Source organism: Streptomyces sp. NPDC001678 (genome assembly GCF_042892945.1).
GTDB lineage: Bacteria > Actinomycetota > Actinomycetes > Streptomycetales > Streptomycetaceae > Streptomyces.
Genome location: NZ_JBIAUP010000013.1, coordinates 81537 through 107997 on the forward strand (window position 1 = coordinate 81537; position 26461 = coordinate 107997).

The 26461-nt window shown below is 71.8% G+C and carries 27 protein-coding genes; 18 read left to right on the plus strand and 9 right to left on the minus strand.

Translation table 11 applies throughout. From position 1 onward, the window contains the following. Positions 1–31 precede the first annotated feature (31 nt). Positions 32–532 carry a MarR family winged helix-turn-helix transcriptional regulator gene (locus ACFYZR_RS25035; RefSeq protein ID WP_391913919.1) on the minus strand — a complete coding sequence of 167 codons (501 nt, stop codon included), beginning with the start codon at positions 530–532 and terminating at the stop codon, positions 32–34. A gap of 119 nt (positions 533–651) precedes the next feature. Between ACFYZR_RS25035 and ACFYZR_RS25040 the strand changes: the two genes are divergently transcribed. From ACFYZR_RS25040 to ACFYZR_RS25065, 6 genes are all read left to right on the plus strand, one after another. Next, positions 652–1065: an organic hydroperoxide resistance protein gene (locus ACFYZR_RS25040; RefSeq protein ID WP_189456210.1), complete on the plus strand. Its 414-nt coding sequence runs from the start codon at positions 652–654 to the stop codon at positions 1063–1065. 172 nt (positions 1066–1237) lie between these two features. Then, positions 1238–1744 (plus strand): universal stress protein, encoded by a 507-nt coding sequence (locus ACFYZR_RS25045; RefSeq protein WP_391914169.1) that lies wholly within the window; start codon positions 1238–1240, stop codon positions 1742–1744. Positions 1745–1792: 48 nt separating this feature from the next. Next, complete coding sequence (locus tag ACFYZR_RS25050) at positions 1793–2338, plus strand: universal stress protein (protein WP_391913920.1); 546 nt, start codon at positions 1793–1795, stop codon at positions 2336–2338. Positions 2339–2586: 248 nt separating this feature from the next. Beyond that, positions 2587–4014, plus strand: coding sequence for a family 2B encapsulin nanocompartment shell protein (locus ACFYZR_RS25055; RefSeq protein WP_391913922.1), 1428 nt, complete (start codon positions 2587–2589; stop codon positions 4012–4014). Positions 4015–4054: 40 nt separating this feature from the next. Beyond that, positions 4055–5275 carry a family 2 encapsulin nanocompartment cargo protein terpene cyclase gene (locus tag ACFYZR_RS25060; RefSeq protein ID WP_391913924.1) on the plus strand — a complete coding sequence of 407 codons (1221 nt, stop codon included), beginning with the start codon at positions 4055–4057 and terminating at the stop codon, positions 5273–5275. Positions 5276–5331: 56 nt separating this feature from the next. Next, positions 5332–6192 carry a geranyl diphosphate 2-C-methyltransferase gene (locus ACFYZR_RS25065; protein ID WP_391913926.1) on the plus strand — a complete coding sequence of 287 codons (861 nt, stop codon included), beginning with the start codon at positions 5332–5334 and terminating at the stop codon, positions 6190–6192. A gap of 12 nt (positions 6193–6204) precedes the next feature. Here ACFYZR_RS25065 and ACFYZR_RS25070 read toward each other — a convergent pair whose 3' ends face one another. Further along, a complete protein-coding gene (locus ACFYZR_RS25070; RefSeq protein WP_391913928.1) occupies positions 6205–6378 on the minus strand; it encodes a hypothetical protein in 174 nt (57 codons plus the stop codon). Between the two features lie 211 nt (positions 6379–6589). Here ACFYZR_RS25070 and ACFYZR_RS25075 point away from each other — a divergent pair, with 211 nt between their 5' ends. The 5 genes from ACFYZR_RS25075 (at position 6590) to lepB (ending at position 11186) form a co-directional block, all read left to right on the plus strand. Further along, positions 6590–7267, plus strand: a complete 678-nt coding sequence (locus ACFYZR_RS25075) for an HAD family hydrolase (RefSeq protein WP_391913930.1) — start codon at positions 6590–6592, stop codon at positions 7265–7267. 171 nt (positions 7268–7438) lie between these two features. Then, positions 7439–7672, plus strand: coding sequence for a chaplin family protein (locus tag ACFYZR_RS25080; RefSeq protein WP_391913931.1), 234 nt, complete (start codon positions 7439–7441; stop codon positions 7670–7672). 261 nt (positions 7673–7933) lie between these two features. Further along, positions 7934–9538 carry an ABC-F family ATP-binding cassette domain-containing protein gene (locus tag ACFYZR_RS25085; protein WP_391913933.1) on the plus strand — a complete coding sequence of 535 codons (1605 nt, stop codon included), beginning with the start codon at positions 7934–7936 and terminating at the stop codon, positions 9536–9538. Positions 9539–9597: 59 nt separating this feature from the next. Continuing rightward, positions 9598–10389, plus strand: coding sequence for an alpha/beta fold hydrolase (locus ACFYZR_RS25090; RefSeq protein WP_391913935.1), 792 nt, complete (start codon positions 9598–9600; stop codon positions 10387–10389). Positions 10390–10445: 56 nt separating this feature from the next. Continuing rightward, positions 10446–11186, plus strand: a complete 741-nt coding sequence (gene lepB / locus ACFYZR_RS25095; RefSeq protein ID WP_391913937.1) for a signal peptidase I — start codon at positions 10446–10448, stop codon at positions 11184–11186. Positions 11187–11298: 112 nt separating this feature from the next. On the opposite strand, the gene ACFYZR_RS25100 is transcribed toward lepB, so the two are convergent. Together ACFYZR_RS25100 and ACFYZR_RS25105 are read right to left on the minus strand one after the other, a co-directional pair. Next, a complete protein-coding gene (locus tag ACFYZR_RS25100; protein WP_391913940.1) occupies positions 11299–11742 on the minus strand; it encodes an RICIN domain-containing protein in 444 nt (147 codons plus the stop codon). Between the two features lie 77 nt (positions 11743–11819). Beyond that, a complete protein-coding gene (locus ACFYZR_RS25105) occupies positions 11820–12845 on the minus strand; it encodes a TetR/AcrR family transcriptional regulator C-terminal domain-containing protein (protein WP_391913941.1) in 1026 nt (341 codons plus the stop codon). A gap of 178 nt (positions 12846–13023) precedes the next feature. Between ACFYZR_RS25105 and ACFYZR_RS25110 the strand changes: the two genes are divergently transcribed. Further along, on the plus strand, positions 13024–14256 hold the full coding sequence (locus ACFYZR_RS25110; RefSeq protein ID WP_391913943.1) for an FAD-dependent monooxygenase: 1233 nt from the start codon (positions 13024–13026) through the stop codon (positions 14254–14256). 13 nt (positions 14257–14269) lie between these two features. On the opposite strand, the gene ACFYZR_RS25115 is transcribed toward ACFYZR_RS25110, so the two are convergent. Then, the gene (locus ACFYZR_RS25115; protein WP_391913945.1) at positions 14270–15172 is read right to left on the minus strand and encodes an alpha/beta fold hydrolase; all 903 of its coding nucleotides are present in this window, start codon (positions 15170–15172) and stop codon (positions 14270–14272) included. A 271-nt stretch (positions 15173–15443) separates the two neighbouring features. On the opposite strand from ACFYZR_RS25115, the gene ACFYZR_RS25120 reads away from it, so the two are divergent. Further along, positions 15444–16235: a VOC family protein gene (locus ACFYZR_RS25120; RefSeq protein ID WP_391913947.1), complete on the plus strand. Its 792-nt coding sequence runs from the start codon at positions 15444–15446 to the stop codon at positions 16233–16235. Here the strand turns inward: ACFYZR_RS25120 and ACFYZR_RS25125 are convergent. Next, the gene (locus tag ACFYZR_RS25125; protein WP_391913949.1) at positions 16219–17274 is read right to left on the minus strand and encodes an SMP-30/gluconolactonase/LRE family protein; all 1056 of its coding nucleotides are present in this window, start codon (positions 17272–17274) and stop codon (positions 16219–16221) included. The two genes, ACFYZR_RS25120 and ACFYZR_RS25125, sit on opposite strands and share 17 nt — an antisense overlap. A 420-nt stretch (positions 17275–17694) precedes the next feature. Between ACFYZR_RS25125 and ACFYZR_RS25130 the strand changes: the two genes are divergently transcribed. Further along, positions 17695–18072, plus strand: a complete 378-nt coding sequence (locus ACFYZR_RS25130) for a hypothetical protein (protein WP_391913951.1) — start codon at positions 17695–17697, stop codon at positions 18070–18072. A 15-nt stretch (positions 18073–18087) separates the two neighbouring features. Here the strand turns inward: ACFYZR_RS25130 and ACFYZR_RS25135 are convergent, their stop codons facing one another. Then, positions 18088–18849: a nucleotidyltransferase domain-containing protein gene (locus ACFYZR_RS25135; RefSeq protein WP_391913953.1), complete on the minus strand. Its 762-nt coding sequence runs from the start codon at positions 18847–18849 to the stop codon at positions 18088–18090. A gap of 55 nt (positions 18850–18904) precedes the next feature. Further along, on the minus strand, positions 18905–20545 hold the full coding sequence (locus tag ACFYZR_RS25140; RefSeq protein ID WP_391913955.1) for an ABC-F family ATP-binding cassette domain-containing protein: 1641 nt from the start codon (positions 20543–20545) through the stop codon (positions 18905–18907). Between the two features lie 682 nt (positions 20546–21227). Here ACFYZR_RS25140 and ACFYZR_RS25145 point away from each other — a divergent pair. Beyond that, entirely contained in the window at positions 21228–22940 is a 1713-nt protein-coding gene (locus ACFYZR_RS25145) for an NRAMP family divalent metal transporter (protein WP_391913957.1), read from the plus strand. 119 nt (positions 22941–23059) lie between these two features. Here ACFYZR_RS25145 and ACFYZR_RS25150 read toward each other — a convergent pair whose 3' ends face one another. Further along, entirely contained in the window at positions 23060–23974 is a 915-nt protein-coding gene (locus tag ACFYZR_RS25150; protein ID WP_391913959.1) for an alpha/beta fold hydrolase, read from the minus strand. A gap of 366 nt (positions 23975–24340) precedes the next feature. Here ACFYZR_RS25150 and ACFYZR_RS25155 point away from each other — a divergent pair, with 366 nt between their 5' ends. From ACFYZR_RS25155 to pip, 3 genes are all read left to right on the plus strand, one after another. After that, positions 24341–24598 (plus strand): hypothetical protein, encoded by a 258-nt coding sequence (locus ACFYZR_RS25155; RefSeq protein ID WP_391913961.1) that lies wholly within the window; start codon positions 24341–24343, stop codon positions 24596–24598. A 116-nt stretch (positions 24599–24714) separates the two neighbouring features. Next, complete coding sequence (locus ACFYZR_RS25160; RefSeq protein WP_391913963.1) at positions 24715–25536, plus strand: hypothetical protein; 822 nt, start codon at positions 24715–24717, stop codon at positions 25534–25536. After that, entirely contained in the window at positions 25478–26458 is a 981-nt protein-coding gene (gene pip / locus ACFYZR_RS25165; RefSeq protein WP_391913965.1) for a prolyl aminopeptidase, read from the plus strand. Before ACFYZR_RS25160 ends, pip begins: the two co-directional genes overlap by 59 nt. Positions 26459–26461 lie beyond the last annotated feature (3 nt).

Here is a 26461-nt window from a genome sequence, read left to right on the forward strand (position 1 = left end):
CGGGTGCGGAATCGAGCCGGCCGGCTCCGGGTCAGTCGCAGAGCGATGCGCCGTCGAGGGCCGCGCCGTCGAGCGCGAGCGTCAACTTCTCGAGGAGCACGCGCAGTTCCCCGGCCTCCTGGGCGGTGAAGCCCGTGGCCGCCGCGATCCGGACCGGCACGAGGGCCGCCTCCTCGCGCAGTGCCGTGCCCGCCGGCGTGAGGCGGACGAGGACGGACCGTTCGTCCTGCGCGCTGCGCTCGCGGTGCACGAGCCCGGCCGCCTCCAGGCGCTTGAGGAGCGGGGAGAGCGTCCCGGAGTCCAGGCGCAGGAGCTCGCCCAGCCTCTTCACGGGCAGCTCGGTGTGCTCCCAGAGGGCGAGCATGACCAGGTACTGCGGGTACGTCAGGCCGAGGTCCTTCAGGAGAGTGCGGTAGACGGCGCCGAACGCGCGGGAGGCGGCGTTCAGGGAGAAGCAGAGCTGCCGGTCCAGGCGGAGGTAGTCCTCGTGGGGCGCGTTCCCGGGCGTCGGGGCGGTCGGCGGCTTCGTCATGGGCCCCAGGGTATCTCGACGGGCATTTAATTGCGCACAACTTAATCGTGCACTACCGTGATGGTCGTCAGGCGGTCCGGACCCGGCCACCGCCGCGATCTTCGAGAGGGATGGTTCCCATGGAAGCCCTGTACACCGCCGTCGCCACCGCCACCCACGGCCGTGAGGGCCGCGCCGTCAGTTCCGACGGCCTCCTCGACGTCCAGCTGGCCCTCCCGGCGCAGCTGGGCGGCAACGGCGCGGGCACGAACCCGGAGCAGCTGTTCGCCGCCGGGTACGCGGCGTGCTTCGCCAGCGCCCTCGGCCTCGTCGGCCGGCAGGCGAAGGTCGACCTCGGCGACGCCGCGGTGACCGCCGAGGTCGGCATCGGCAAGGAGGGCGAGGGCTTCGCGCTGGCGGTCACGCTGCGCGTGGAGCTGCCCGACGCGGTCGACGCCGCCACGGGCCGCAAGCTGGTCGAGCAGGCCCACCAGGTCTGCCCCTACTCCAACGCGACCCGCGGCAACATCCCGGTCGAGCTCGTCGTCGAGTGACGACCCGCGCCCAAAGGGGCGCGGGGAACTGCGCGACCGGCCACGGACGGCCCGCGGGGCAGGAACGGCGAACAGGCTGAACCGGCCGAACGGTGGATGCCTCACGCCCACCGGCGTGACCAGTGTGGAGAGCGACGCACTCGGCACTCGCTACAGGAAGCCGGTGAGAAAGATGTCGCGGCTCGTCAAGCGCGTGGTCGTCGGAGTGGACGGTTCCGAGGGAAGCCGGGCGGCCCTGGAACTGGCCGTGCGGGAGGCGGTCCGCCACCGTGCCGAGCTGTGCCCGGTACTGGCCTGGCGGCCCCCGGGCGGTGAGGCCCTCGACGCCATGAACCCCGCACCCGAGGACGTCCGGCACATCTGGGAGGGCCAGGCCCGGGAACGGCTGGAGGAGGCCTGCGGCAGGACGCTGCGCGAGACCGGCGACCGGCCGCGGGTCGTCCCCGTGGTCGTACGCGCGGACGCCGGCCCGGCGCTGGTCGCCTGCGCCCGGCACGACACCGACCTGCTGGTCATGGGCACCGGTGGCCACGGCCCGCTGCACCGGCTCCGGTACGGCTCGGCACGCCGCCACTGCCTCCGGCACGCGGCGTGCCCGGTGCTGGTGGTCGCGGCCGGGGAGAGTGCCTCCGCCTCGTGGGCCGATCGGCCGATACCGCGCCCCGCACGGCGTTCGTAGCGTGGACGGCACGAATCCGGAGGGAGAGGGGGGAGGGACGGAGGAGAAATGAGCCGCACAATACGTCGCGTCGTCGTCGGGGTCGACGGATCGGCCAACAGCCTCGCCGCCCTGCGGAAGGCGGCGGAGGAGGCCCGGCGCCACCACGCCACGCTCCGTCCCGTCCTCGTCTACTCGTCCCCCATGGGCGACTACATCGACACGCTCTGGCCGCCGGACCCCCGCACGGCCCGCGAGCTCGACCGCGCGGCGTACCGGCGCCTCGTCGACTCCTGCGAGCGCGTCCTCGGCGGTCTGCCCGCCGACGTCCGCTGCGCTCCCGCCATCGCCCTCGGACCGCCGGCGCCCCTGCTGGTGCAGGCGTCGGGCGAGGACGGGGACGTCCTCGTCGTGGGCGGCGGCGGGCACGGGGCGCTGCACCGCCTGCTGAAGGGCTCGGTGAGCCGCTACTGCCTGCGACACTGCGACTGCCCGGTGATGGTCGTCCCGCCGCCGGACGACGAGATCTCGTCATCCTCGGACACCGCACACCCCAGCTCCCGCACGGCCCCCACGTCGTCGCCCCGGACGCGTCGACCCCGCTGCCGGAGGTGAACCAACGGGCCCGTACGGCCCAACGATTCGCCCCCGAAAGGCCCTTGACACCCCGACCGGAGTGACTCAAGTGGCCACAGGGTCCTTCGATGCGCAAGTGGCGTGAATGCGCCGTACCCGGCCGCCCGCTTTCGACCGGCGCCGCCCCGGCCTGGTTCACTCCCCGCCGGAGCGCCGTCACCGCAGGTCACCGAGGTGGGCACCGGCGCTCGCAGGCCGTTACGGGCCCCGAGACGGAAGGACCTGGGATGTCGACCGCAGCGCTGCCGGACCAGCCGGAGCAGCAGGAGTACACCGGTGCCCAGGCACAGCTCAGCCTGGGCATCGCGGCAGCGCGGAACCTCGCGACCACCACCAAGTCCGTGCCGCAGATGCAGGGCGTCAGCTCGCGCTGGCTGATCCGCATGCTGCCCTGGCTCCAGGTCAGCGGTGGCACCTACCGGGTCAACCGGCGGCTCGTGTACGAGGTCGGGGACGGCCGCGTCACCTTCGTCCAGGAAGGCGCGAACGTCAGGGTCGTCCCCGCCGAGCTCGGCGAGCTGCCCCTGCTGCGCGGCTTCGCCGACATGGGCGTCCTGCGCGCCCTCGCCGACCGCTTCGAGCAGCGCGAGTACGAGCCCGGCCAGGTCATCGCGGAGGCCGGCCGCCCCACCGATCACGTGTACCTGATCGCGCACGGCAAGGTGGAGAAGCTCGGCACCGGCCACTACGGCGAGGACACCCGCCGGGGCATGCTGGCCGACGGCGGTTTCTTCGGCGGGCGGACCGTGGCCGCCGAGCCCGGCGGCTGGGACTTCACGGCCCGTGCCCTGACCGCGTGCACGGTGCTCGCCCTGCCGCGCGCGGCGTACGAGGAGGTGGCCGGCCGCAGCGAGTCGCTGCGCTCCCACGTCCGGCGGCGCCAGGAGGAGGGCGAACTGCCCCGCAACAAGCGCGGTGAGGCCGACATCGCCCTCGCCGCCGGGCACACCGGCGAGCCGGTGCTGCCGGGCACCTTCGTGGACTACGAGCTCGAACCGCGCGAGTACGAGCTGAGCGTCGCCCAGACCGTCCTGCGGGTGCACAGCAGGGTCGCCGACCTCTACAACGACCCCATGAACCAGGTCGAGCAGCAACTGCGCCTGACCATCGAGGCCCTGCGCGAACGCCAGGAGCACGAGCTCGTCAACAACCGCGAGTTCGGCCTGCTGCACAACGTCGACTACAGCCAGCGCGTCCAGACCCACTCCGGCCCGCCCACCCCGGACGACATGGACGAGCTGCTGAGCATGCGCCGCCAGACCAAGTTCTTCCTCGCGCACCCGAAGGCCATCGCCGCCTTCGGCCGCGAGTGCAACAAGCGCGGGCTCGCCTTCGACACCGCCGACGTCAACGGCCACAGCATCCCCGCCTGGCGCGGCGTCCCGATCCTGCCCTGCGGCAAGATACCCGTCTCGGACGAGGGCACCTCCTCGATCCTCGCCATGCGCACCGGCGAATCCGCGGGAGGCGTGGTCGGCCTGTGGCAGACCGGCATCCCCGACGAGTACGAGCCCGGCCTGAACGTCCGCTTCATGGGCATCAACGACCAGGCCGTCATCTCCTACCTGGTCAGCACCTACTACTCCGCCGCCGTGCTCGTGCCCGACGCCCTCGGCGTGCTCGAGAACGTCCAGATCGCCGGCGCCCCTTCCTGACACCGCCGCACCCGAGAACGGAGAGGAACGGAGAGAACCGGTGTCGCTGCTGTCCCGCATGTCCGCACCCTCGGCCAGCCACGACGTGGCGAGGCTGGTGGCCACACTGCTGTCCCACCGGAGCGGGACGGCCCCCCTCGTGCCCGGCGCCCGCGCCGCACACGGCGACGCCCGGCGGCGCGCGGTGGAGGCGGGCCGTACCGTGCCCACCGGGCCGACCGGCCTCGGCACCTCCGGCCTCCGGATCCCGGCCACCCGGCCCGCCGCCGGGACGCCGACCGGGGCGCCCGGCACGTCCGGCGCCCTCGTCCCCGAGCTCTACTGCCCGCCGCCGCTCCGCGACGACCGGGCCCTCGGCGAGGAGGTCAACGACCGGCTCATCGCCTGGGCCGAGGAGACCGGCATCTACCCGGATCGGCTCGACCGCGTCCGGAGCACCGACCTCGGGCGCATGACGATGCTCGTCCACCCCCAGACCGACGACCCGGACCGGCTGCTCGCGGCCGCCCGGTGCGCGCTCGCCGAATGGGCCACAGACGACTACTACTGCGACGACGAGACCATGGGCTCCTCCCCGGCCCACCTCGGCGCCCACCTCGGGAACGCCCTCGCGGCCGTCGACCCCGCCCACCTCCCCGAGCCCCACGCCTCGGAACTCGACGCGGCCCTGCGCGCGGACCCCGTCCGCGCCGCCCTCCGCTCCGCCTTCGCACACCTCGCGCGCTACGCCGACCCCGGCCAGCTGGCCCGGGTCCGCCAGGAGATCGGCGGACTGTTCGTCGGGTACGGGCAGGAGGGCTCCTGGCGCAGCACGGGCAAGATGCCCGCGGTGTGGGAATACCTCACCCACCGCCGCTTCAACAGCTTCCTGCCCTGCATCGCACTCGTCGACGTGATGGACGGACACCCGCTGTCCGCCGCCGAGTACGCCGAACCGCGCGTGCGCCGCGCCGTCACCATGGCGGGCACGGCCAGCACGCTCGTCAACGACCTCTATTCGATGGCCAAGGAGAAGGACGCCACCGGCCTGAACTTCAACCTGCCCGCGGCCATCGTCGCGGAGGAGAAGTGCTCGCTCCGGGAGGCCATCGAGCGGAGCGCCGCGATCCACGACGAGCTCGTGCGCTCCTTCGAGAGGGAGGCGGCCGCCCTCAGCCTCACCGGCTCCCCGGCCCTGCGCCGCTTCCTGGCCGGCGTCTGGGCCTGGCTCGGCGGCAACAAGGCCTGGCACGCGGGCACCGCGCGCTACGGCACGTCGTAGGCGGCGAGCCGCAAGGCCGTACATCGCCATTCACAAACCCTTAAGGAGAACACGAGTTGACCACCACGCCCTCCGCCCCCGCAGTCCTGCGCACCGAGTTCCAGAAGGCGGTGGCCGCGTACTGGAACACCAACCAGCAGGACCCGGTCAACCTGCGCCTGGGCGAGGTCGACGACCTCTACCACCACCACTACGGGCTCGGCGACTACGACCCCTCGGTCCTGGAGGGGCCCGCGGAGACCCGGGAGCAGCGGATCATCGAGGAGATGCACCGCCTGGAGACCGCCCAGGCCGACGTCCTCCTCGACCACCTCGGTACCGTCACCCCGCAGGACCGCCTCCTGGACGGCGGTTCCGGCCGCGGCGGCACCAGCGTCATGGCCCATCAGCGCTTCGGCTGCGCGGTGGACGGCGTGTCGATCTCGGAGTACCAGGTCGGCTTCGCCAACGAGCAGGCGCGCAAGCGCGGTATCGACGACAGCGTGAAGTTCCACTTCCGCAACATGCTCGACACCGGCTTCGCGACCGCCTCCCGCCGGGCGATCTGGACCAACGAGACCACCATGTACGTGGACCTCTTCGAGCTGTTCGGCGAGTTCTCCCGGCTCCTGGAGTTCGGCGGCCGGTACGTGTGCATCACCGGCTGCTCCAACGACGTCAAGGGCCTGCGCTCCAAGGCGGTCAGCCGCATCGACGAGCACTACACCTGCAACATCCACCCGCGCAGCACGTACTTCAAGGCCCTGGCCGCGAACGGCCTGACGCCGATCAACGTCGTGGACCTCACCCCCGCGACCATCCCGTACTGGGAGCTGCGCGCGAAGTCGGAGGTGGCCACGGGCATCGAGGAGGCGTTCCTCACCGCGTACAAGGAAGGCAGCTTCCACTACCTGCTCATCGCCGCCGACCGCGTCTGACACGCACCGGGGCTACTGCTCCTCCGTGAGGGCGCTGCGCACCTCCTTGCCGGCCTCGTCGAGCTGCTTGGGGGTCCTCTCGCGCAGCGCCTTCTCACGGTCCGCTCTCGGCAATCCGCTCAGGAAGAACCTGGCGTCGTCGGAGAGCTGCTGACGCTTGTCGTCCTTGTCCTTGTCCTTGGCCACGGGAAGTCCCTCCATCCGGCCGGAACGCTCTTCCTCACAGTGGACAGCCTCCGCGCCGAGTCGGCTCCCGGAGGCGTCCAAGTGGATGAACGCCGCCAGGCGCCCTCCATCCGCCGGTTTCCTGCCCGATTTCGGGCAGAAGCGTGGATGTTTCATGGCCCTGTGCCTAGGGTGATCGCTTGTGTTCGAGCCCAAGCGAAAGGACAGCCGCATGCGTTCGCTCCCCACCGGCGTCGAGGCGGTGGTCTTCGACTGCGACGGCCTGCTGGTCGACACCGAGCCCTGCTGGACCGTCGCGGAGACGGCCGTCTTCGCGGCGCACGGCCACCCCTTCGGTCCCGAACAGAAGGCGCTGGTCATCGGCCGCACCCTGGAAGCCGCCGGCGAGGCCATGGCCGGGTACTTCGGGCGTCCAGGCGCCGGCGCCGAGATCGCCGACGAACTCCTGCGCAGGGTCCGCAAGGAGCTCGCCCAGGGTGCTGCGGCGCTCCCCGGGGCGGCGGAACTGGTGCGTGCCTGCCGGGCGGCCGTCCCCGTCGCCGTGGCCAGCAACAGCCCCCGGGAACTGCTGGACGCGGCACTGGGATCGGCCGGCCTCGCCGAGTGCTTCACCCACTCGTTCGCCGCCGACGAGGTGCGTCACCCCAAGCCCGCGCCGGAGCTCTACCTCACGGCGTGCGCGGCACTCGGCGCGGCTCCCGCGCGTTCCGTCGCCTTCGAGGACTCGGCGACGGGCATCGCCGCGGCGCGTGCCGCCGGGCTCTATGTCGCGGTCGTGCCGTCCCTCCCGGGAACGGACCTCGATCACGACTGGCTGGGCACCGGCCTGACCGCACCCGACCTGCGGGACTGGGCGAGGAGCCTGGCTCCAGTGGCTCAACTCCCCTGATATGTGTCGTCGTTGAGGGCTAGGGACACCCACAAGGGGTCAAGGGCGAGCGTGTGATCATCAGAGCGGATGAACATATCGCCATCTGTCGCGTCAGCGGTTTTTCATACGCAAGACTCTCTCTTGCCAGAGCTTTTGCACTGCCTCCCCCACACATCAAGGAGAGAGCACATGAGCATCCGCAACGCCGCCGCCGTCACCGTGATGGCCGCCGCCGCGATCGGCGCCGGCGCCACCGCCGCTACCGCCGACCAGGCGCACGGCACCGCCTCCAAGTCCCCGGGCGTCGCCGCCGGGAACGTCGCCCAGGTCGCGCCCCGCGTCTCCCCGAACGTCGGTGGCAACGTCATCTCGGTCGTCGGAGTCCTCAACAGCTCCCACGGCAACGCGCTCATCAACAAGTAAGCAGCCCTGACCTTTCCCAAGGTCACGGCCCAGCACGTCCCCCCACCCGAGCAGAGGTGGCCGGCACCGTCGCACCCGGACGGCACCGGCCACCTCTGTGGCGTGTACGGGGTGCCACCCCCGGCGCGCGCTGAGAAAACCGGATGCGCCGGTCATGGGCGGCCGGTTACGGTGACCCCATGTCTACGCCCCGAATTTCCTAGCTGAGGACCCGCTTCCACGCCAGAAGTGTGTCCTTTTGCTTTTTCGGAGCGTCATTCCATGATTACCGTTCGTGATGCCGACCTGCGCGCGGGCGCGCGCCTCCTGCTGTCCGGCGTTTCCTTCACCGTCTCGCCCGGCGACCGCGTCGGCCTCGTCGGCCGCAACGGCGCGGGCAAGACCACCCTCATGACCGCCCTCGCCGGACAGGCGCGCCCCGCCGCCGGCAGCGTCACGCACACCGGCCCCGTCGGCTTCCTGGCCCAGGACTCCCGTACCGCCGACCCCGCCGTCACCGTCACCGACCGCATCCTCTCGGCCCGTGGCCTCGACCGGACCCTGCGCCGGCTGCGCGCGGCCGAGACCGCCATGGCCGAGGCCACCGGCCCCGGCGCGCTGGACCGGGCGATGAACGGCTACGCCCGCGCCGAGGCCGCCTTCCAGGCGGCGGGCGGATACGCGGCCGAAGCCGAAGCCGCCCGCGTCGCCGCCGGGCTCGGGCTGCCCGACCGCGTCATGGGCGAACCCGTGGGCGTTCTCTCCGGCGGGCAACGACGCCGCGTGGAACTCGCCCGCATCCTCTTCGCCGGACACGACGGCACCCTCCTGCTGGACGAGCCCACCAACCACCTCGACGCCGACTCCGTCGCCTGGCTGCGCGCCTTCCTCCGAACACACCAGGGCGGACTGGTGATCATCAGCCACGACACCTCCCTCCTCGCCGACGTCGTCAACCGCGTCTTCCACCTCGACCCGCGACGCGCCACCATCGACATCCACAACACCGGCTGGACCACCTACCTGACCCAGCGGGACGCCGACGAGCGGCGCCGGGCACGCGAACGGGCCAACGCCGAACGCAAGGCCGCCGCCCTCCACGCGCAGGCCGACAAGATGAAGGCGCGACCCGCCACCGCCGTCATGGCCAGGAGCATGGCGCGCCGGGCCGACCGCATGCTCGCCGGCCTCGAACCGGCCCGGCACGCGGAGAAGGTCGCCAGGATCCGCCTGCCCGAACCGGAGCCCTGCGGACGGATGCCCCTCGGTGCGATCAGCCTGACCAAGTCCTACGGCGACCACCACGTGCTCTCCGGCGTCGACCTGGCCCTCGACCGCGGCAGCCGCCTCGTCGTCCTCGGCCTCAACGGCGCGGGCAAGACCACCCTGCTCCGCGTCCTCGCCGGAGTCGAGCGCCCGGACAGCGGGCGGGTCGTGCACGGACACGGGCTGCGGCTCGGCTACTTCGCCCAGGAGCACGACACCCTCGTCCGGGAACGCACCGTCCGCGAGAACCTCGCCGACGCGGCACCCCACCTGACGGACGGTGAGATACGGCGCGTCCTCGGAGCGTTCCTCTCCTCCGGGGACGACGCCGACAAACCCGCCGGAGTCCTCTCGGGCGGTGAGAAGACCCGCCTCGCCCTGGCCGGGCTGGTCCACTCCGGCGCCAACGTCCTGCTGCTGGACGAGCCCACCAACAACCTCGACCCCGCCTCCCGCGACGAGGCCCTGGCCGCCGTCGGCTCGTACCCCGGCGCGATCGTGATGGTCACGCACGACGAGGGCGCCATCGACGCCCTGCGCCCCGACCGCGTCCTGCTCCTGCCCGACGCGAACGAGGACCTGTGGAACGAGGGATACCGGGACTTGGTCTCCCTCGCCTGATGCCCGTTACTCTCTTCCACCTGACGATTCATCGAACTCGAGTCCGGGGGAAGAGAACTGTGCGCGACGCCGTCGTGACGACCGAAGGCGACCGGATCCGCTGGGCCGAACTGCCGGGCCGGGAACCCACCCGTGTCTATGTGCACGGCCTGGGTGCCACGTCGCCCGCCTACTTCGCGGGCGTCGCGGCCCACCCGCTGCTGGCCGGTCACCGGTCCCTGCTCGTCGACCTGCTCGGTCACGGAGTCAGCGATCGGCCCGTCACCTTCGACTACACCCTGGAGGCGCACGCCGACGCGCTCGCCGAGGCGCTGACCGCCGCGGGCGCCGGCGGCGCGGAGGTGATCGCGCACAGCATGGGCGGCTCGGTCGCCGTCGTCCTGGCCGCCCGCCACCCGCACCTGGTCTCCCGGCTGGTCCTCGTGGACGCGAACCTCGACCCGATCCCGCCCACGCCCGGCTCCGGCGGAAGCCGCGGCATCGCCGCCTACACGGAGGAGGAATTCCTGGCCGGCGGCTGGCGAGAGGTCCGCGACCGGGCCGGCGCGCACTGGTGGTCCACCATGCGGCTGGCCGGCCTCGAAGCGCTGCACCGCAGCGCGGTCCACCTCACCCGGGGGAGCGTGCCCACCATACGAGAAATCCTCATGGAACTCACGATTCCGCGCACCTTTCTGCTGCCGGAGGCGGATGGTCCGCTCCCCGGCACCGACGCGCTCGCCGAGGCCGGGGTGACCGTGACACCGATTCCGGACTGCGGGCACAACATCATGCTGGACAACCCCGAAGCCTTCGCCCGCGCCACCGCGAACGCGCTCCGGACACCACTCACGGGAACCTCTGTTCGTTGAGTCACTGCCGGGAACCGATCACGGCCCCGGTACGGCCAAGGGGAGAGGGGCGAGCGATGACCAGCGGGGAGAACGAGGAGAACGGGGAGAACGGGGACAGCACGGCGCCGGACGGGCGGAGTGACGCCCGTCGTACGCGGAAGAAGCGTTCGGGATGGCGCGAGATACCCCTCCTGATCGGCGCGGCCATCGTCCTCGCACTCGTGATCAAAACCTTCCTCGTACAGCCGTTCTCCATCCCCTCCGGCTCCATGGAGAACACCCTCCGGACGGACGACCGGGTCCTGGTCGACAAGCTCACGCCCTGGTTCGGAGGGACACCGCACCGGGGTGAGGTCGTGGTCTTCCGGGACCCGGGCGGCTGGCTGTCCGACCAGCCTCCACAGCGGAGCAACGCCTTTCAGCGAGGGACGCGAAAAGCACTGACCTTTATCGGCCTGATGCCCTCGGCGGACGAGAAGGACCTGATCAAGCGGGTGATCGGGGTCGGCGGCGATACGGTGGAGTGCAAGCGCGGCGAGCCGGTGAAGGTCAACGGCAAGCCCCTGGACGAGCCGTACATCCACCCGGGCGCCACCCCGTGCGACGACATGCCGGTCGGCACGGTGAAGGTGCCCGAGGACCACCTGTGGGTGATGGGCGACCACCGCGACGACTCACGGGACTCCCGTGCCCATGTCCACGAGCCGGGCGGTGGGTTCGTACCCGTGGACCATGTGATCGGCAGGGCCGTCGTCGTCGCCTGGCCGGTCTCCCGGTGGGCCACCCTGCCCGTGCCCGGCACGTTCGATCGCTAGATGGCCTTGGCGAAGCCCGGTGCGGTCCGGTAGCGGCCCGAAGGGGCGAGGGGAACTGTGCGATCAGCCACGACGCACCAGCGGATGACGTACCGGACTTCCAGCGGAGGGCCTAAGCCCGGCACGGGGTCAGCAGTACCGGCTTGTCGGGGCCCGTGGCCGTCAGGCACCGTCCGCTGGCCTGACTGCGGATGTCCGGGCCCTGGACGGAGAACCGTTGACCGGCGGAGCCGTTGCAGGGACGCATGACCGTCGGCTTGTCGAGGCCGGTGGCCGTGAGGCACAGATCGCTGGACTGGTTGCGGATCTCCCCTCCTTCCAGGACGAACCGCTGGCCCGGCGCGTTGCTGCACCCCCGGGTGACGGCGGCACTGTCGGCACCGCCCGGTGACGTCAGACAGTGCCCACTGGTCCGTTGCACGATGACGGCGCGCGGGTTGTTCACCACCCACTCCTGGGCCGGAGACCCGGCGGAGGCGGCGGAGGCGGGGGTTCCGAGGAACCCACCACCGGTGAGGGCGAGTGCCATGGTGGCGACGACGGCGCGCGTACGCATGAAGCGACCTTCCGGAACCTGGGCGCGGGCATGGACACTGGCACCGTTTCCGGGAACCGGCCCGTGCACACCCCACCTCACCCGTACGGGTTCCCAGGGGCGGCGGTCCGGGCCACCTCCTCGAAGAGCACGGCCAGGCCGTCGAGGAGGCGTTGCAGGCCGAACTCGAACAGGCCGTCGAGGTCGAAGTCGTACCCGGTCGTGGCGAGGTGCCGGAGCCTCGGGAACCGGTCGGTGGCCAGGATCGCGTGGAGCGCGGGTTCCTGACTGGCCATCCATTCCTCGGCGTCCAGGCCGCTGAGCGCCTCCGCCTCCGCTTCCATCTCGACGTTGACGGCGGTGCCGCGCACATAGTTGAACAGCGTGAGATGGGCGGTGAACGCCGTCGAGGGATCGAGACCGAGCCCGTCCAGGGCCATGAGCGTCCACTCGCTGAACGGCAGTGCGCCGGCGACCATCTGCGGCCGCGTGACCGAGAGCGTCGGAGCGAGCCAGGGATGGCGGCGGAACATCTCCCACAGCATCCGGGCGACGAGCTCCAGCCGCTCCCGCCAGCCCTCCGGGGGCTCCTCGGGGAACGACCACTGGCGGAACACCGAGTCCATCATCTCCAGCAACAGGGCGTCCTTGTCGGCCACGTGCCGGTACAGCGACATGGTCGCCACCTCGAGCTCGGCGGCGACCCGCCGCATCGAGGCGGCCGCCAGCCCCTCCACGTCGGCCACCGCGATGGCCACCCCGACGATCCGCTCCGGCGTGAGCGCCTGGTCCGCGGTGCTCCTGCGGCGCGCGGCGGTGGGAGACCGGTGGGCGGGAGCCGGCCGGCCCGGGTGTTCCACACGTTCCGGTCGCTCAGACTGCTCAGATTGCTCAGGTCGTACGCCGGGTTCGACGACCGTCCCGACACCCGGCACGGCACGGACCAGGCCCTGTCGGCGGAGCTCGGTGAGCACCTTGGTCGCGGTCGCCATCGCGACCCCCCACTGCCGGGTGATCTCGCGGGTCGAGGGCACCCGGTCGCCCGGTGCCAGCTCGCCCGTCTCGATCCGCTGCCGCAGTTCGGCGACGATCCGGGTATAGCGGGGCGCTGCCTGCCCGTTCACCGGTTTTCCCTCCGCACTAGTGCACCTGGACGCGCGTCATCCTAGCCGTCGCGCCCGCGCAGCATCCCGGCAGCGCGCCCGAGCCGCCGGGGCACTAGTGCGCCAGGTGAGCAAAGTGCCTGCTCGTAATGGGAATTGCCCTTGCGTAGTGCGCTGCGTACGCCGTACATTCAGTGTCATGCGAAACACCGACATACTCATCTCCGGCGCCGGTATCGGCGGCGCCGCCCTGGTCTACTGGCTTCGTCGCGCGGGCTTCGCCGTCACCGTCGTCGAGCGCGCGCCGGAACTCCGCCCGGGCGGCCAGACCGTGGATCTGCGGGGTGCGGGCCGCACCGTGATCACGCGGATGGGCCTGATGGACCGGGCGCGGGAGCTCAGCGTCGACCAGCGAGGATTCGCCTTCGTCAACGGCTCCGGGCGTATCACCGCCCGGATGCCGGCGGACAGCTTCGGTGGTGAGGGAATCATCTCCGAGATCGAGATCCTGCGCGGCGACCTCGCCCGTCTGCTGTACGACGCCACCGTGCCGGACACCGAGTACCTCTTCGACGACACCGTCACCGCGCTCGACGAGGACGACGACGGGGTCACCGTCACCTTCGAGAAGGCCGCCCCGCGCCGGTTCGCGCTGGTCGTCGGCGCGGACGGGCTGCACTCCGCCGTCCGCGCCCTGGCCTTCGGCCCGGAGCGGGACTGCGTCCGGCCGCTGAACGTCTACAACGCCTGGTTCACGGTCACCGAGGACCTGGGGCTCGACGGCTGGATGAAGATGTACAACGAGCCCGGCGGACTCGTCGCCTCGGCCCGCCCGGGCCGGCTCCCCGGTGAGGTCAAGGCGGGCCTCAGTTTCCGGTCGGGACCCCTCACCTACGACCGGCGTGACGTCTCCGCGCAACAGGACCTGATCGCCCGGCGTTTCGCCGGCGCCGGATGGGAGGTGCCGCGGCTGCTGAAGGCGATGCGCTCCGCGCCCGACTTCTTCCTCGACTCCATGGGCCAGGTCCGTCTCGAACACTGGTCCAGGGGCCGGGCGGCGCTCGTCGGGGACGCCGGCTACTGCGCGACGCCGATCACGGGCCTGGGCACCAGTCTGGCCCTGGTCGGCGCCTATGTGCTGGCCGGTGAACTCGCCTCCGCCGCCGGCGACCACCGGATCGCCTTCCGGAAGTACGACGAGGTCATGCGCCCGTACATCAGCCAGGCCCAGCAGTTGCCCCCCGGCGGCGCCTCGGGGTACGCGCCCTCCAGTGCGCTGGCCATCGGGCTGCGGAACCTCTCGATGCGCGCGATGCACCACTGGCCGATGAAGAACCTGATGGCCGCGCAATTCGCCAAGGCCGGGGACATCGCCCTGCCCGAGTACGGCCGCCTCGCCGCCGCCGACGGCGGTGCCGCCGGCAGGGGTTAGGGCGGCCGACGGGTCAGTCGCCGGGCGGGGCCGCCTCGGCGCGGTGGACGAGCTCGGCGATCAGAGTGGCGATGACCGGCCACAATTCGCGGGGGAAATTGTGGCCCAGGCCGTCGAAGATCTCGAGCGTGGCGCCGGGGACGGCCGCGGCGGTGGCCCGCCCGCCGCTGACGTCGCACATGACGTCTTCCGCGCCGTGGATCACCAGCGTGGGCAGCCGGAGCGACCGCAGGCGCTCGGTGCGGTCCCCGGAGGCCAGGACGGCGATGGCCTGGCGCAGCATGCCCACGCGGTCGTGGCCCCGGTCGTAGGCGCGGCCGGCCCGCTCGGCCACCTTGGCGTCGTCGGGTTTGTACCCGGGGGACCCGATCGCCCTCATGGCCCGGACCTGCCAGCCGATGAAGGACTGACGGTCGTCGGGCGGCGCCCCCAGCCCGCCCAGGACCGTGAAGTCGGGCTGGCCCACGGCCCGGTCGCCGGTGGTGGACATCATCGAGGTCAGCGAACGGATCCGGTCCGGGTGCTCGATGGCGATCATCTGGGCGATCATGCCGCCCAGGGACGCGCCGACGACATGGGCGCTGTCGAGGCCGAGGACGTCGAGGAGCCCTACGGCGTCGGCCGCCATGTCCGACAGGGTGTAGGAAGCCGACGAGTAGTCCCCGGCCATCGCGGCCTGGATGTCCGGTGACGGCGCGTCATGGAAATGCGACGACCGGCCGGAGTCCCGGTTGTCGAACCGGATCACTTGCACATCGCGGTCGACGAGTTCGGCGCAGAACCCCTCCGGCCAGTGGATCATTTGTGCTCCACCGCCCATCACCAGCAGCACGGGCGGTGCCTTGGGGTCGCCGAAGCGCTCGTAGGCCACTTCGATGGCTGACGGGCCGACATTCAGAGCTTTCTCTTCACTCACAGCCGCAACGTCTCCTCAGTCGAGTGGAGACATGAACATACCTGCATTTAAGGCGACTGAAAATACGAACAGGTGGAATGTTTGCAAAATGGACAATAGTGAAGGAAAGCTATAGGCGGAATACGGAGAAGGGATTTCCGTCGACGGTCTTCCGGGATACGGGATAAGGGCCCCGGTTGCGGATGCCGCGGACGGGGAGTGAGCTGGAGGGACAAGGGCGCCTCCAGGAGGTGGCGATCATGGGCAGGGCGAAGGCCGGGGCCGGACGGGCATGACCGGCACGAGATGCGCGTGTCTGCCGGGCGTTCCCTCATGGGTGAGCCTGGCCGCGCGGGACCTGGACGGGGCGAAGGACTTCTACGGGCCGCTGCTGGGCTGGCGGTTCCAGACGGTGCCCGGCATGCGGAGCTCCTACGTCCACGCGCTGGCGGGGGAGACGCCGGTCGCCGGCATCAACGCGACGGCCCACGAATGGGAGCTCCCGGTCACCTGGACCACCTACTTCGGCACGGAGAGCGCGGACGCCGCCGTCAGCCGCGTCCAGGAGCGCGGCGGCACCGTCGCCGTCGGGCCGCTGTCGGCCGACGAGGGGCGCCTCGCGCTCGCGGCCGATCCGGCCGGGGCCTCCTTCGGCGTGCTGGAGTGCCAGGCCGAACCCGGACGGCTCCGGCCGTCCGGCGTGGGAGGAAACGCCGTATGGGTGGAGCTGCGCACCCGGGACGCGTTCGAGGCGGCGATGTTCTACGGAGGCGTCTTCGACTGGGACCGCAGGCCTTCCCCGCCCTACACCGTCCGCTGGGAGGAGGACCGCGTCATCCTCGACATCGACGACCGGACGGTGGCGACGTTGTACGGCGGAGCGGTGGAGGGAACGGTCGATCCCCGGCTGCGGCCCCGGTGGCATGTGTTCTTCTCCGTCGCCGACGTCGCCACCGCGATGGAGCTGGCGGAGAAGCTGGGCGGGCAGGCCATCGGAGAGCCCAGCCCGACCCACTTCGGGCGTACGGCCACGCTGCGCGACCCGGAGGGCGGTCTGTTCTGCGTGGTCAGCGGCCACGGCTGAGCGGTACGACGCCCACCGCCTGCTCCGTCAGACTGCCCAGATACAGGCGGCCGTCGTGCTCGCACACACTGGTCACCATGCGGAAGTCCCTGCCGGGGCGTTGCAGGTCGTGCACCAGGCGGCCGGCGGAGTCCAGGGCGATCGCCCAGGCGGTGGCCCCCGGGCCCGGCCGGAGCACCTCCGGCAGCGCCCATGCCGCCCGGCGCAGCACGGGATGAGTGCGGTGCAGCAGATCGAGCGCCGGCTGCCGCGGAGCGGCCATGGCCACCCAGATCAGCCCGCCGGGACCGGTGGAGAGGTTGTCCGGAAAACCGGGCAGACCGTCGGCGAAGACATCGCTCGCGCCCGCCCTGGGACCGGTGAGCCACAGCCGTGTCAGCCGGTACGCGCCGGTCTCGGCGACCACGAGGAACGAGCCGTCGGGCGCGAGGGCCACTCCGTTGGCGAACTGGAGCCCGTCGAGCACCACTTCCGCCGTTCCCGCGCCCGGCTCGTACCGGATGAGCCGGCCGGTACCGGAGTGCTCCAGCAGGTCACCCATCCAGTGGCGCAGCGGGAAACGGCCGCTGGCGTCGGTGACGTACACGGCGCCGTCCGGCGCCACGACCGCGTTGCTGCACACGCGGAGAGGACGGCCCGCCGCCTCCCGGAGGAGCGTCTCGACGCGCCCGGAGGCGGGATCCACCCGCAGCAGCCCGCGATCGGCGTCGCACACCAGCAGTCGGCCGTCCGGCAGCGGGCACAGCCCCAGCGGCCGCCCGCCCGTCTCGGCGATCGCGCCCGCACGGCGCCCGGCCGGGTCCAGCCGCAGGATCCGCCCGTCCGAAACGCCCGTCAGGATCCGCCCCTCGGCGTCGACCCGTACGTCCTCCGGCCCCGTACCGTCGAGCGGAACGCGGTGGACGGGCGGCAGGGGAATACGGCTGTGCCTGGCCCGGGCCCGCGCGGGGCGGCGCGGAGGCCGCCAGACGACGGGCCGCAGGGCGGGCTTTGCCCGGTTCGTTTCCCGGATCGTTTCCCGGGCCTGTCCCTCGTGCATGGCAAACCTTTCCGTGCCGGTGAGCCGGGACGCTACCCAGAGCGGCGCGGGCGAGCCACCGCCGACGGCACCAGGCATCCGCATCCGGCCACGGACGCTCCGCCGGACGACCCGTCAGAGTCAGGTGTCCCACGGGGGCGCGGGCACCGTCCTCCCGCGCCTTCGCTGTGCCGGGTGCTTCGGCGGCGACTTCCGCCGACTGTGCGTCAGGCGGCACGATGACCTGTCGACCGAGTGGTTCCGATTGGGGAGGGGCTGGGCATGGTGTGGTCCTGGGGCAGGAAGCTGGCGTGTGCGTCCGCGTCCGCGGCGTTGGTGGCGGGTTTGGCGGGGCTTCCCGCGTCGGCGCAGGGGAGAGGCGGAGGCGGTGGCGCCCTCGTCGTATGCGCGGGTACCCAGGCCCTCCGCTTCTCTCCCGGCATGACGTTGGAGGCCAGGCCCACCCATGTCCGGGGCGCCGCCCACTACAGCTGTACCGGCACGGACCCCGCCTTGCGATGGGGCACGTCCGTCATCCAGGGCAGCGGCCTCGTCGGCTGCCTGTCGAACAACGCCTCCGCCGTCGAGGACATCACCTGGAACACCGGCGAGCACAGCAAGGTCGTCTACGGGATGCCGGACACCGTGGCGGTGGCGGGCCAGACCGTCGCCCCCGCCCCCGGCAAGGTGATCGCGGGCAGGTACAAGGGCCGCTCCGTCCTCTCGCCCGGCATCCAGCTCTCGGCGAGCCCACTGGAGTGCGCCTCGCGCACAGGCGTCGAGCTGATCAGCGGGCCGGAGACCCTGACGGTGCCGTGAGCTCGGCGCCGGATCTCAGACGGCCTTCTCGAACAGCGCCTCCGCCTCGGCCAGCGCCGCCGTCAAGGCCCCGGGATCCGGCCGCAGCCCCGCGACGATCGCGTCGACGCCGCGCAGCCCCGCCCGCTGGAGGAGACGCTTCTCGTTGGTGACCCACTCGCCGCGTGCCGCCAGCACCGCGTGCGCCGTCTCCATGGCGGCGGTGGCCACCGCGCCCGCGGCCTCCGTGACCTGCCCGCGCGGGACGCACGCGGCCCTGGCGTACCGGAGCGTCATGGCCGCCCGGTCGCGCCACACCCGTGGGGCGGCCTCGCGCAGCGCCGCCGGGTACCCGGGCCGGGGCAGCGAACCGCGCAGCACGCGGTTGAGGGCGAGTTCGGCGACCACGAGGTAGCTGGGGATGCCCGCGAGGTGGAACATCAACGGCTCCCAGTGGAAACGGCCCTGCCGTGACTCGGCCAGTTCGTGTTCCACCACGTCGAGATCGCGGTAGTGGACGTCGACGCGCCGGCCGTCGACGCTGAGCCAGGCTCCTCCGTTGAAGACACCGCCGCCCCAGTCGCCGACGCCGGACACCTCGCCGTCCCACCCTTGGGCGCGGGCGAGGGCACGCAGGTCGGCCGGGTCGAAGGCACCCCGGTAGTACAGGGCCAGGTCCCAGTCGCTGTCCGGGGTCCCGGTGCCCTGGGCGCGCGAGCCGCCGAGCGCGACGGCGCGTACGGAGGGCAGGGTGGCGAGCCGGTCGGCGGTGTGGTCGAGGAACGTGTCGTCGGTCATGGGGTTCCGATCGTGTGAAGTGACGGGTCGTGCGAAGTGACGGAGGGGCGGTCGCTCAGACGTCGGCCGTCTCATCCCGTACCTCCTCCGCCGTCGTGTCCCGGAGCTCGCCGTCCAGGCGCAGCCAGCGTGTCACGCCGATGGACTCGAGGAAGGGGATGTCGTGGCCGGCCACGATCAGCGCTCCCTCGTACGACTCGAGGGCCGTGGTCAGCTGGCGGACGCTCGCCATGTCCAGGTTGTTGGTCGGCTCGTCGAGGAGCAGCAGCTGGGGCGCGGGCTCGGCGAGCATCAGGGCCGCCAGGGTGGCCCGGAAGCGCTCGCCGCCCGACAGGGTGGCGACCCGCTGTCCGGCCCGGTCGCCCTTGAACAGGAAGCGGGCCAGGCGGGCCCGGATCCTGTTGCCGGTGGCCTCCGGGGCGAACCGCGCCACGTTCTCGGCGATGGTGGCCTCCTCGTCGAGCACGTCGAGGCGCTGCGGCAGGAACCGCAGCGGCACATGGGCCGTGGCCTCGCCCGAGAGCGCTTCCAGCTCTCCCGCGACGGTGCGCAGGAGCGTCGTCTTGCCCGCGCCGTTGCGGCCGACGAGTGCGATCCGCTCGGGGCCGCGCAGCTCGAACTCGCCCTCCACCCGGGCCCCGTACGCGAGCACGAGGTCGCGCAGGGTCAGGACGGACCGGCCCGGCGGCACCGCGGTGTGCGGGAGGTCGACGCGGATCTCATCGTCGTCGCGCACGGCCTCCACCGCCTCGTCGAGCCGTTCCCTCGCCTGGGCGAGCCTCTCCTCGTGCAGGATGCGGTGCTTGCCGGCGGCGACCTGGGCCTGCCGCTTGCGCTCGCCCATGACGACCTTGGGCTCGCGTTTGGAGTCCCACATCTTCTGGCCGTACCGCTTGCGGCGGGCCAGCTTGACCTGGGCGTCGGCCAGTTCGCGCCGCTGCCTGCGCAGATCGGCCCCGGCCACCCGGACCATCCGCTCGGCCGCCTCCTGCTCGGCGGCCAGCGCCTCCTCGTACGCGGAGAAGTTGCCCCCGTACCAGGTGACCTCGCCTCCCCGCAGATCGGCGATCTGGTCGACGCGGTCGAGGAGTTCACGGTCGTGGCTGACCACGACCATGACGCCGGGCCACGCGTCGACAGCGGCGTACAGCCGTCGGCGCGCGTACAGGTCGAGATTGTTGGTGGGTTCGTCCAGGAGGAGGACGTCGGGGCGGCGCAGCAGCAGCGCCGCCAGACGCAGCAGTACCGACTCCCCGCCGGACAGCTCGCCGAGGGTGCGGTCCAGGCCGATGCGGCCCAGGCCCAGTCCGTCGAGCGCCGCGAGAGCGCGTTCCTCGACGTCCCAGTCGTCGCCGACTTCTGTGAAGTGCTCCTCGCGCGCGTCGCCCGCCTCGATGGCGTGGAGCGCCGCGCGCGTGGCGGCGATGCCGAGGGCCTCGTCGACGCGGAGCGCGGTGCCGAGCGTGACGTTCTGCGGCAGGTACCCGATGTCGCCGGTGACGCGCACGGCGCCCTCGGCCGGGGCGAGTTCCCCGGCGATCAGCTTCAGCAGCGTCGACTTGCCCGAGCCATTGAGCCCGACGATCCCGGACCTGCCCGGGCCGAAGGAGACCTGGAGGTCGTCGAAGACGGCGGTGCCGTCCGGCCAGGCGTAGGAAAGCGAGGTGCAGGTGATGAAGGAAGACGGAGCAGCCATGCGGGCCTCCGGTGGTCGCTGGGAAATGCGGTCAGGTGCGACGCGTGGGGACACCAGGGGGCGACCAGGGCCGGCGGGGGAACGATCGAGGAACCCGGGACCGGCGGGGGGACGGCTCAAGCGTCGAGGTCGCACACGAACGCGGGCAGCGGCGGCACTGTGGCGGCGCGGCTGCGTGGCGCGGTGTCTCCGGACCTCAGACGAGCAACGTCCTACTCCGATCGGCGGCAACAAGGAACAGGAGCAACATACGGGGAACCGGTGGACACGGCAACGGAATTAAGCGAGGAGGCGGCGCACCGTCGTGGGGCGTCAAGCTTGGGTCAACTACTTGCGTAAACGTGCAAGTAACGCGCTATGCTGCTCCACGTTCGCGATGGTTCGACGTCGAGAGACGCCCTTGCCGCGTTCGTCACGGCGCCCGCGCGCGCCCCGGCCGGGAGGAGGCGAGAGACATGGACGGCAGCAGCCACAGTCCGGGTCACAGTAGGCCCCGTATCCGCATGTCCTCGTCGACCACCGGTACGCGGTAACCACCTTCCCTGCGCGCCGCGCGCCACAGCCTCGCAGCCGGCACCCGTGCGGCGATCCGCCGCTTCGGGTCCTCGTGCTGCCCGCTCGCAGGGAGGATCGCTGCCGCGTGCCCCAGAACCTCCCCCGGACGGGGGACCGGGAGGCTGTCATGACCGACCTGACCACCGCCACCGCAGGCACCATCACCGCAGGCACCGCCACCGCAAGTACCACCACCGCCGTGGGCATCACCGCACCGGCCGTCCCCGCGCCGCGCACCGCCGTGCTCGACGACGCCCACGTCGGCGACATCCGCGGCGCCCTGGGCACCATCAAAAGCGGCGACACGGCATCCCGCCAGGGCCTGTCCGCCAAATTGAAGACACTCCTCGCGATCATCGGACCGGGCCTGATCGTGATGGTCGGCGACAACGACGCCGGCGCCTTCGGCACCTACAGCCAAGCGGGGCAGAACTACGGCACCAGCCTGCTGTGGACGCTTCTTCTGCTCATACCCGTGCTCTACGTCAATCAGGAGATGGTCCTCAGGCTCGGCGCCGTGACGGGCGTCGGGCACGCGCGGCTGATCCTGGAGCGGTTCGGGAAGTTCTGGGGCGCGTTCTCCGTCATCGACCTCTTCCTCCTCAACGCCCTGACGATCGTCACCGAGTTCATCGGCATCACCCTGGCCGTCGGCTACCTCGGACTGCCGAAGGTACCGAGCGTCCTGCTGGCCGCCGTGATCGTCGTCGCCGCCGCGTCGACCGGCTCGTTCCGCCGTTTCGAGCGCACCGCGATCCTGTTGTGCGCGGGCTCGCTGCTGCTGATCCCGATCTACTTCATCGCCCACCCGCCGGCCGGGCGGATGGCGCACGACTTCGTCGTGCCGGGCATGCCGCACGGTTCGCAGCTGTCCGACGTCATGCTGCTGATCATCGCGATCGTCGGTACCACCGTCGCCCCCTGGCAGTTGTTCTTCCAGCAGTCGTACGTCATCGACAAGCGCATCACTCCCCGCTTCATGCGCTACGAGAAGGCCGATCTGTGGCTCGGCATTGTCATCGTCGTCATCGGCGCCGCCGCCATGATGGGCTTCACCGCCGCCGCCTTCACCGGCCACGCCGGATCCGGCGGCTTCACCGACGCCGCCGGTGTCGCATCCGGACTGGAGAAGTACGCGGGCAGGACAGCGGGCGTGCTGTTCGCCGTCGCGCTGCTCGACGCCTCGATCATCGGCGCCTCCGCCGTCTCCCTGTCGACGGCCTACGCCATCGGCGACGTCATGGGGCTCAAGCACTCGCTGCACCGCGGCATCCGGGGCGCCAAGGGGTTCTACGCGGTCTTCGCCGGTCTGATCCTCACCGCCGCCGTCATCGTGGTCATCCCCGGCTCACCGCTCGGCCTGCTCACCGAGGGGGTCCAGACCCTCGCCGGCGTCCTGCTCCCCTCCGCCTCGGTCTTCCTGCTCCTGCTCTGCAACGACAAGTCCGTCCTGGGCCCGTGGGTCAACGGGCGCGCGACGAACATCTTCACCTCCGTCGTCGTCGCCGTCCTCGTCACCCTGTCCGTCATCCTGACCGCCGCCGTCGTCTTCCCCGGCATCACCTCGGGGGCGATCCTCGACATCATGGGGATCTGCGGCGTCGCCGGCATCCTCGCCCTCGGCTACGCCGAGACGCGCCGCCGCCGCAAGGGCTGGGCCTTTGCCGCGCCCGTCGACCGCGCGGGCAAGGAAAACTGGCGGATGCCGCCGCTGGACGAACTGCCCGCGCCCGTCGTCTCCACCGGCCGCAAGATCGGCCTCACCGCCCTGCGGGTCTATCTGCTCGCCGCGATGATCCTGGTGATCGTCCGCATCGCGCAGCTCGCCCTCGGCCACTGAGGTCCCGCGCACGTCTCCGGGGCGGCGTGCCCCCGTCCGCCGCCCCGGGGACCCCGGCCCCGGCGCCCGGCTGAGCAGCCTGCACGGGAGGGGTGAGCGCTCCGGGTCAGCGCTCCGGGTCAGCGCTCCGGGGCGGCCTCCGGGGAGGCCCCGGCGGTGGTTTCCGGGGTGGTGAGCAGGCTGCGCACCTCGGTGGCGATCACCTCGGGCTCGGCCGTCGGGACCATGTGGTCGGCCCACCGGGCGAGGACGTGCCGCCCGTGCGGCGACTGCCGGGCGCGGTGGGCGTGGGAGGCGTTGATGGACGCGCGGGCCTTGTCGCTCATGCCGGGGGTGCGCCGGGTGGCGGAGATGACCGTGAGCGGGATGTCGCCGAGGGCCGGCGGGTGCTCCAGCAGGTACCGCAAGTCGGCCTCGATGCCCGCCTGTTCGGCGCCCATGGCGCGCACCGCAGCGACGGTGAAGGCCTCCGCGCGCATGTCGGCCGCGGCGTCCGGCGGCAGGGCGGCGGTGACCTTGCGGAAGAGGAGCCCGAACACCTTGAGGCGCGCCAGCAGCAGGGCCACCCGCAGACGGCTCTTCTCCAGTTTGCGGATGGACCGGTCGAAGAGCAGCTCGCACGCCTCGTCGGTGGGGTCGACGAGCACCAGCCCGGCGATCCGCTCGGGCCGGTCCGCGGCGGCGAGGCGGACGACCGGCCCGCCCCAGCTGTGCCCGACGAGCACGTAGGGCCCCGGCCCGAGGTGGTCGAGGAGATCGCCCAGATCGTCGGCGAGCCGCCGCAGGTCGCGCACCCCCGACGGATCGGGGGCGCTGCGGCCGAGGCCGCTCCGGTCGTAGACCACCGCGCGCGCCGAACGGGCCACGTCCCGCTGGACGAGCGCCCAGTACGAGCGGGTCGCCGCCAGACCGCCTTCGAACACCACCGTCAACGGGGCGGCGCCGGCGGGGCCCGCGTGCTCCATGAAGAAGAGTTCGCGGCCGTCGCGGGTGCGTGCGCTACCGGGGGTGCCCTGGCTGTGCTGTCGCTGCATGCTGTCCGTCCTCACAAGCGGATCCGGCGAGCCGTTCGGCCGAAGAGAGCTTAGGCTAACCTAAGTTCCCCTTTCGGTGTGCGGCTCGGGCACGTCAGGGACTCCCTGGCGGGGAGGGAGCGGATGGCCACTACTGGCATGAAGTGGTGGGTCGGAGATCGAAAACGACCCTGACCCTGCCCGGATTTGAGAATTTTTCGCTCGTTCGGGCAACGCTGCCCATTACGGTTCGTAATGTTGGCGTATCGAAGTGATGGCCCGGTAGCGTCCGTGGAAACGAGGGAGCCCTGGCTGGCCGTCAAGCAGTGCCAGAGCCCCTTTTCTTGTTCACTTCGAACCCCGGAGGGCGTCATGCCTCCTGACCACATGCCGCGACAAGCCGTTCCCGGCACGGCGCGGCACTCGACCGACGGTAACACCCCGCGCTCCGGCGTCGCCGGAGTCCGGGAAGTCCGTGACCTGACGGTGGACCTCCAGGCGAGCGCGTTCGTGGCGTTGGCGGTGACCGGACTGGTGCTCATCTTCTCGCCCGACGTCCTGCCCGCCGCCGCGGCGGCCGTCCTCACGGCGCTGCCGTACGCGGGCCGCTCCTGCCTCCGCTACCGGCGGCTGAGCGGTATGTGAGATGCCGTCAGCCGCCCGGGCCGACGGGAGGGGACGCACGGTCCGGGCGGCACCGCGCACCGCCACCGGCGAGACAGAACTCCACAGGACAGCACCCCGAAAGGGCTACCCCCGAGATGACCAACGGCGTGGGCAGTACGGCGATCTGCCGCAACCCGGCGTGCTCCGAACCCGTACCCTCCACCCGGCACGGCAGGCCCCGGATATATTGCAGCGACGCCTGCCGAAAGGCGTACTACCGCATCAGCCCCGCACGCCGAGTCTCCCCCGACGCCGAGCGCCACGACCGGTACGTCCAGCAGATCCTCGATGAACTCTGGCAGCGGATCGACCGGCTGCGCGACCTCGCCCACGCCGACCGCACCGGGCTCACCGGAGCCGACTCCCCCCGCTCCCAGGCCCTCGCCCTCCTCAAGGGCAGCGCGGAGGCCTGCAAGGACCTCCAGGACCTGGACGCCGCCATCGTCCAGCAGGCCCGCGACCGGGGCGTCAAGGTCGCCGACATCGCGGCGGCCCGCAACATCTCCGCCGACAAGGTCAGCCGCGACTGGCCCGCCGACAGCATCGACCGCCGTATGAATCAGCGTCAGCAACGCCGCAGCGTCGTCCACCGCCCGGCCGGTTCCCCGGACGTCGTGAACGAGCCCCTGCACCTGCCCGGCCGGTACCTCCCCGGGGAAGGACTCGGCCCGGGCCTCTCCGGATACGGGCGCGACGCCACCGAAGGCCCCCCGCCCATGGGTGGAACGTGCCCGTACGCGGCCGCCCGCCCGGCTCGCCGTCCCCGCCGCGCCTGCGCGTCACTTACGGGCCCGGCGGTGTGCCGGGGATGCCGTAACGTTTGCACGTCCTTGACGCCGGACATGAGGGAGTCCCGCCATGAGGGAGCTGTATCCGCCGATCGAGCCGTACGACAAGGGCATGCTCGACGTGGGTGACGGCAACCTCGTGTACTGGGAGGTCTGCGGCAACCCGGAAGGCCGGCCCGCGCTCGTCGTCCACGGCGGCCCGGGCTCCGGCTGCGGCCCGGGGGCGCGCCGGTACTTCGATCCCGGCCGCTACCGCGTCGTACTGTTCGACCAGCGGGGCTGCGGCCGCAGCACCCCCCACGCCGCCGACCCCACGACCGACATGCGGCACAACACCACCGAGCACCTCATCGCCGACATGGAACGGCTTCGCCGGCACCTCGGCATCGACCGCTGGCTGCTGTACGGCGGCTCATGGGGTTCGACACTCATCCTGGCCTACGCCCAGCGGCACCCCGAACGGGTCTCGGAGATCGTCGTCTCCGCTGTCACCACCACCCGGCGCTCGGAGATCGACTGGCTCTACCGGGGCGCCGGCCGGTTCTTCCCCGAGGCGTGGGAGCGCTTCCTCGCCGGAGCCCCGGGCACCCCGCGCGACGGGGACGTCGTCGGGGCGTACGCACGGCTGATGGCGCACCCCGACGCGGCGGTGCGCGAGAAGGCGACGGCCGACTGGTGCGCGTGGGAGGACGCGGTCCTGTCGGGGGAGACGCGAGGTGCCGCCCGCCCCTACGGCGACCGGCCGCCCAGGGCACGGATCGCGCTGGTGCGCATCTGCTCCCACTACTTCTCCCACGGCGCGTGGCTGGAGGAGGGCGCGCTGCTGCGCGACGCGCACCGGCTGGCCGGAATCCCCGGCGTCCTGATCCATGGCCGGCTCGACCTGGCCGGCCCTCTCGACACGGCTTGGGAACTCGCCCGGGCCTGGCCCGGCGCGGAGCTGATCGTCGTCGACGACGCGGGCCACCTGGGCGGCGCCACGACGAGCGACCACGTGCTCGCGGCCATCGACCGGTTCGCCGCGAACGGCGAACTCACCGCCGGCCACTGACCG

Coding starts and splice junctions, on each gene's coding strand:
- ACFYZR_RS25155 (WP_391913961.1), top strand. CDS start 24,341: ATGCCGCGACAAGCCGTTCCCGGCACGGCGCGGCACTCGACCGACGGT.
- lepB (WP_391913937.1), top strand. CDS start 10,446: ATGACCAGCGGGGAGAACGAGGAGAACGGGGAGAACGGGGACAGCACG.
- ACFYZR_RS25110 (WP_391913943.1), top strand. CDS start 13,024: ATGCGAAACACCGACATACTCATCTCCGGCGCCGGTATCGGCGGCGCC.
- ACFYZR_RS25055 (WP_391913922.1), top strand. CDS start 2,587: ATGTCGACCGCAGCGCTGCCGGACCAGCCGGAGCAGCAGGAGTACACC.
- ACFYZR_RS25085 (WP_391913933.1), top strand. CDS start 7,934: ATGATTACCGTTCGTGATGCCGACCTGCGCGCGGGCGCGCGCCTCCTG.
- ACFYZR_RS25075 (WP_391913930.1), top strand. CDS start 6,590: ATGCGTTCGCTCCCCACCGGCGTCGAGGCGGTGGTCTTCGACTGCGAC.
- ACFYZR_RS25035 (WP_391913919.1), bottom strand. CDS start 532: ATGACGAAGCCGCCGACCGCCCCGACGCCCGGGAACGCGCCCCACGAG.
- ACFYZR_RS25045 (WP_391914169.1), top strand. CDS start 1,238: ATGTCGCGGCTCGTCAAGCGCGTGGTCGTCGGAGTGGACGGTTCCGAG.
- ACFYZR_RS25100 (WP_391913940.1), bottom strand. CDS start 11,742: ATGCGTACGCGCGCCGTCGTCGCCACCATGGCACTCGCCCTCACCGGT.
- ACFYZR_RS25145 (WP_391913957.1), top strand. CDS start 21,228: ATGACCGACCTGACCACCGCCACCGCAGGCACCATCACCGCAGGCACC.
- pip (WP_391913965.1), top strand. CDS start 25,478: ATGAGGGAGCTGTATCCGCCGATCGAGCCGTACGACAAGGGCATGCTC.
- ACFYZR_RS25150 (WP_391913959.1), bottom strand. CDS start 23,974: ATGCAGCGACAGCACAGCCAGGGCACCCCCGGTAGCGCACGCACCCGC.
- ACFYZR_RS25040 (WP_189456210.1), top strand. CDS start 652: ATGGAAGCCCTGTACACCGCCGTCGCCACCGCCACCCACGGCCGTGAG.
- ACFYZR_RS25050 (WP_391913920.1), top strand. CDS start 1,793: ATGAGCCGCACAATACGTCGCGTCGTCGTCGGGGTCGACGGATCGGCC.
- ACFYZR_RS25135 (WP_391913953.1), bottom strand. CDS start 18,849: ATGACCGACGACACGTTCCTCGACCACACCGCCGACCGGCTCGCCACC.
- ACFYZR_RS25140 (WP_391913955.1), bottom strand. CDS start 20,545: ATGGCTGCTCCGTCTTCCTTCATCACCTGCACCTCGCTTTCCTACGCC.
- ACFYZR_RS25120 (WP_391913947.1), top strand. CDS start 15,444: ATGACCGGCACGAGATGCGCGTGTCTGCCGGGCGTTCCCTCATGGGTG.
- ACFYZR_RS25080 (WP_391913931.1), top strand. CDS start 7,439: ATGAGCATCCGCAACGCCGCCGCCGTCACCGTGATGGCCGCCGCCGCG.
- ACFYZR_RS25125 (WP_391913949.1), bottom strand. CDS start 17,274: ATGCACGAGGGACAGGCCCGGGAAACGATCCGGGAAACGAACCGGGCA.
- ACFYZR_RS25160 (WP_391913963.1), top strand. CDS start 24,715: ATGACCAACGGCGTGGGCAGTACGGCGATCTGCCGCAACCCGGCGTGC.
- ACFYZR_RS25130 (WP_391913951.1), top strand. CDS start 17,695: ATGACGTTGGAGGCCAGGCCCACCCATGTCCGGGGCGCCGCCCACTAC.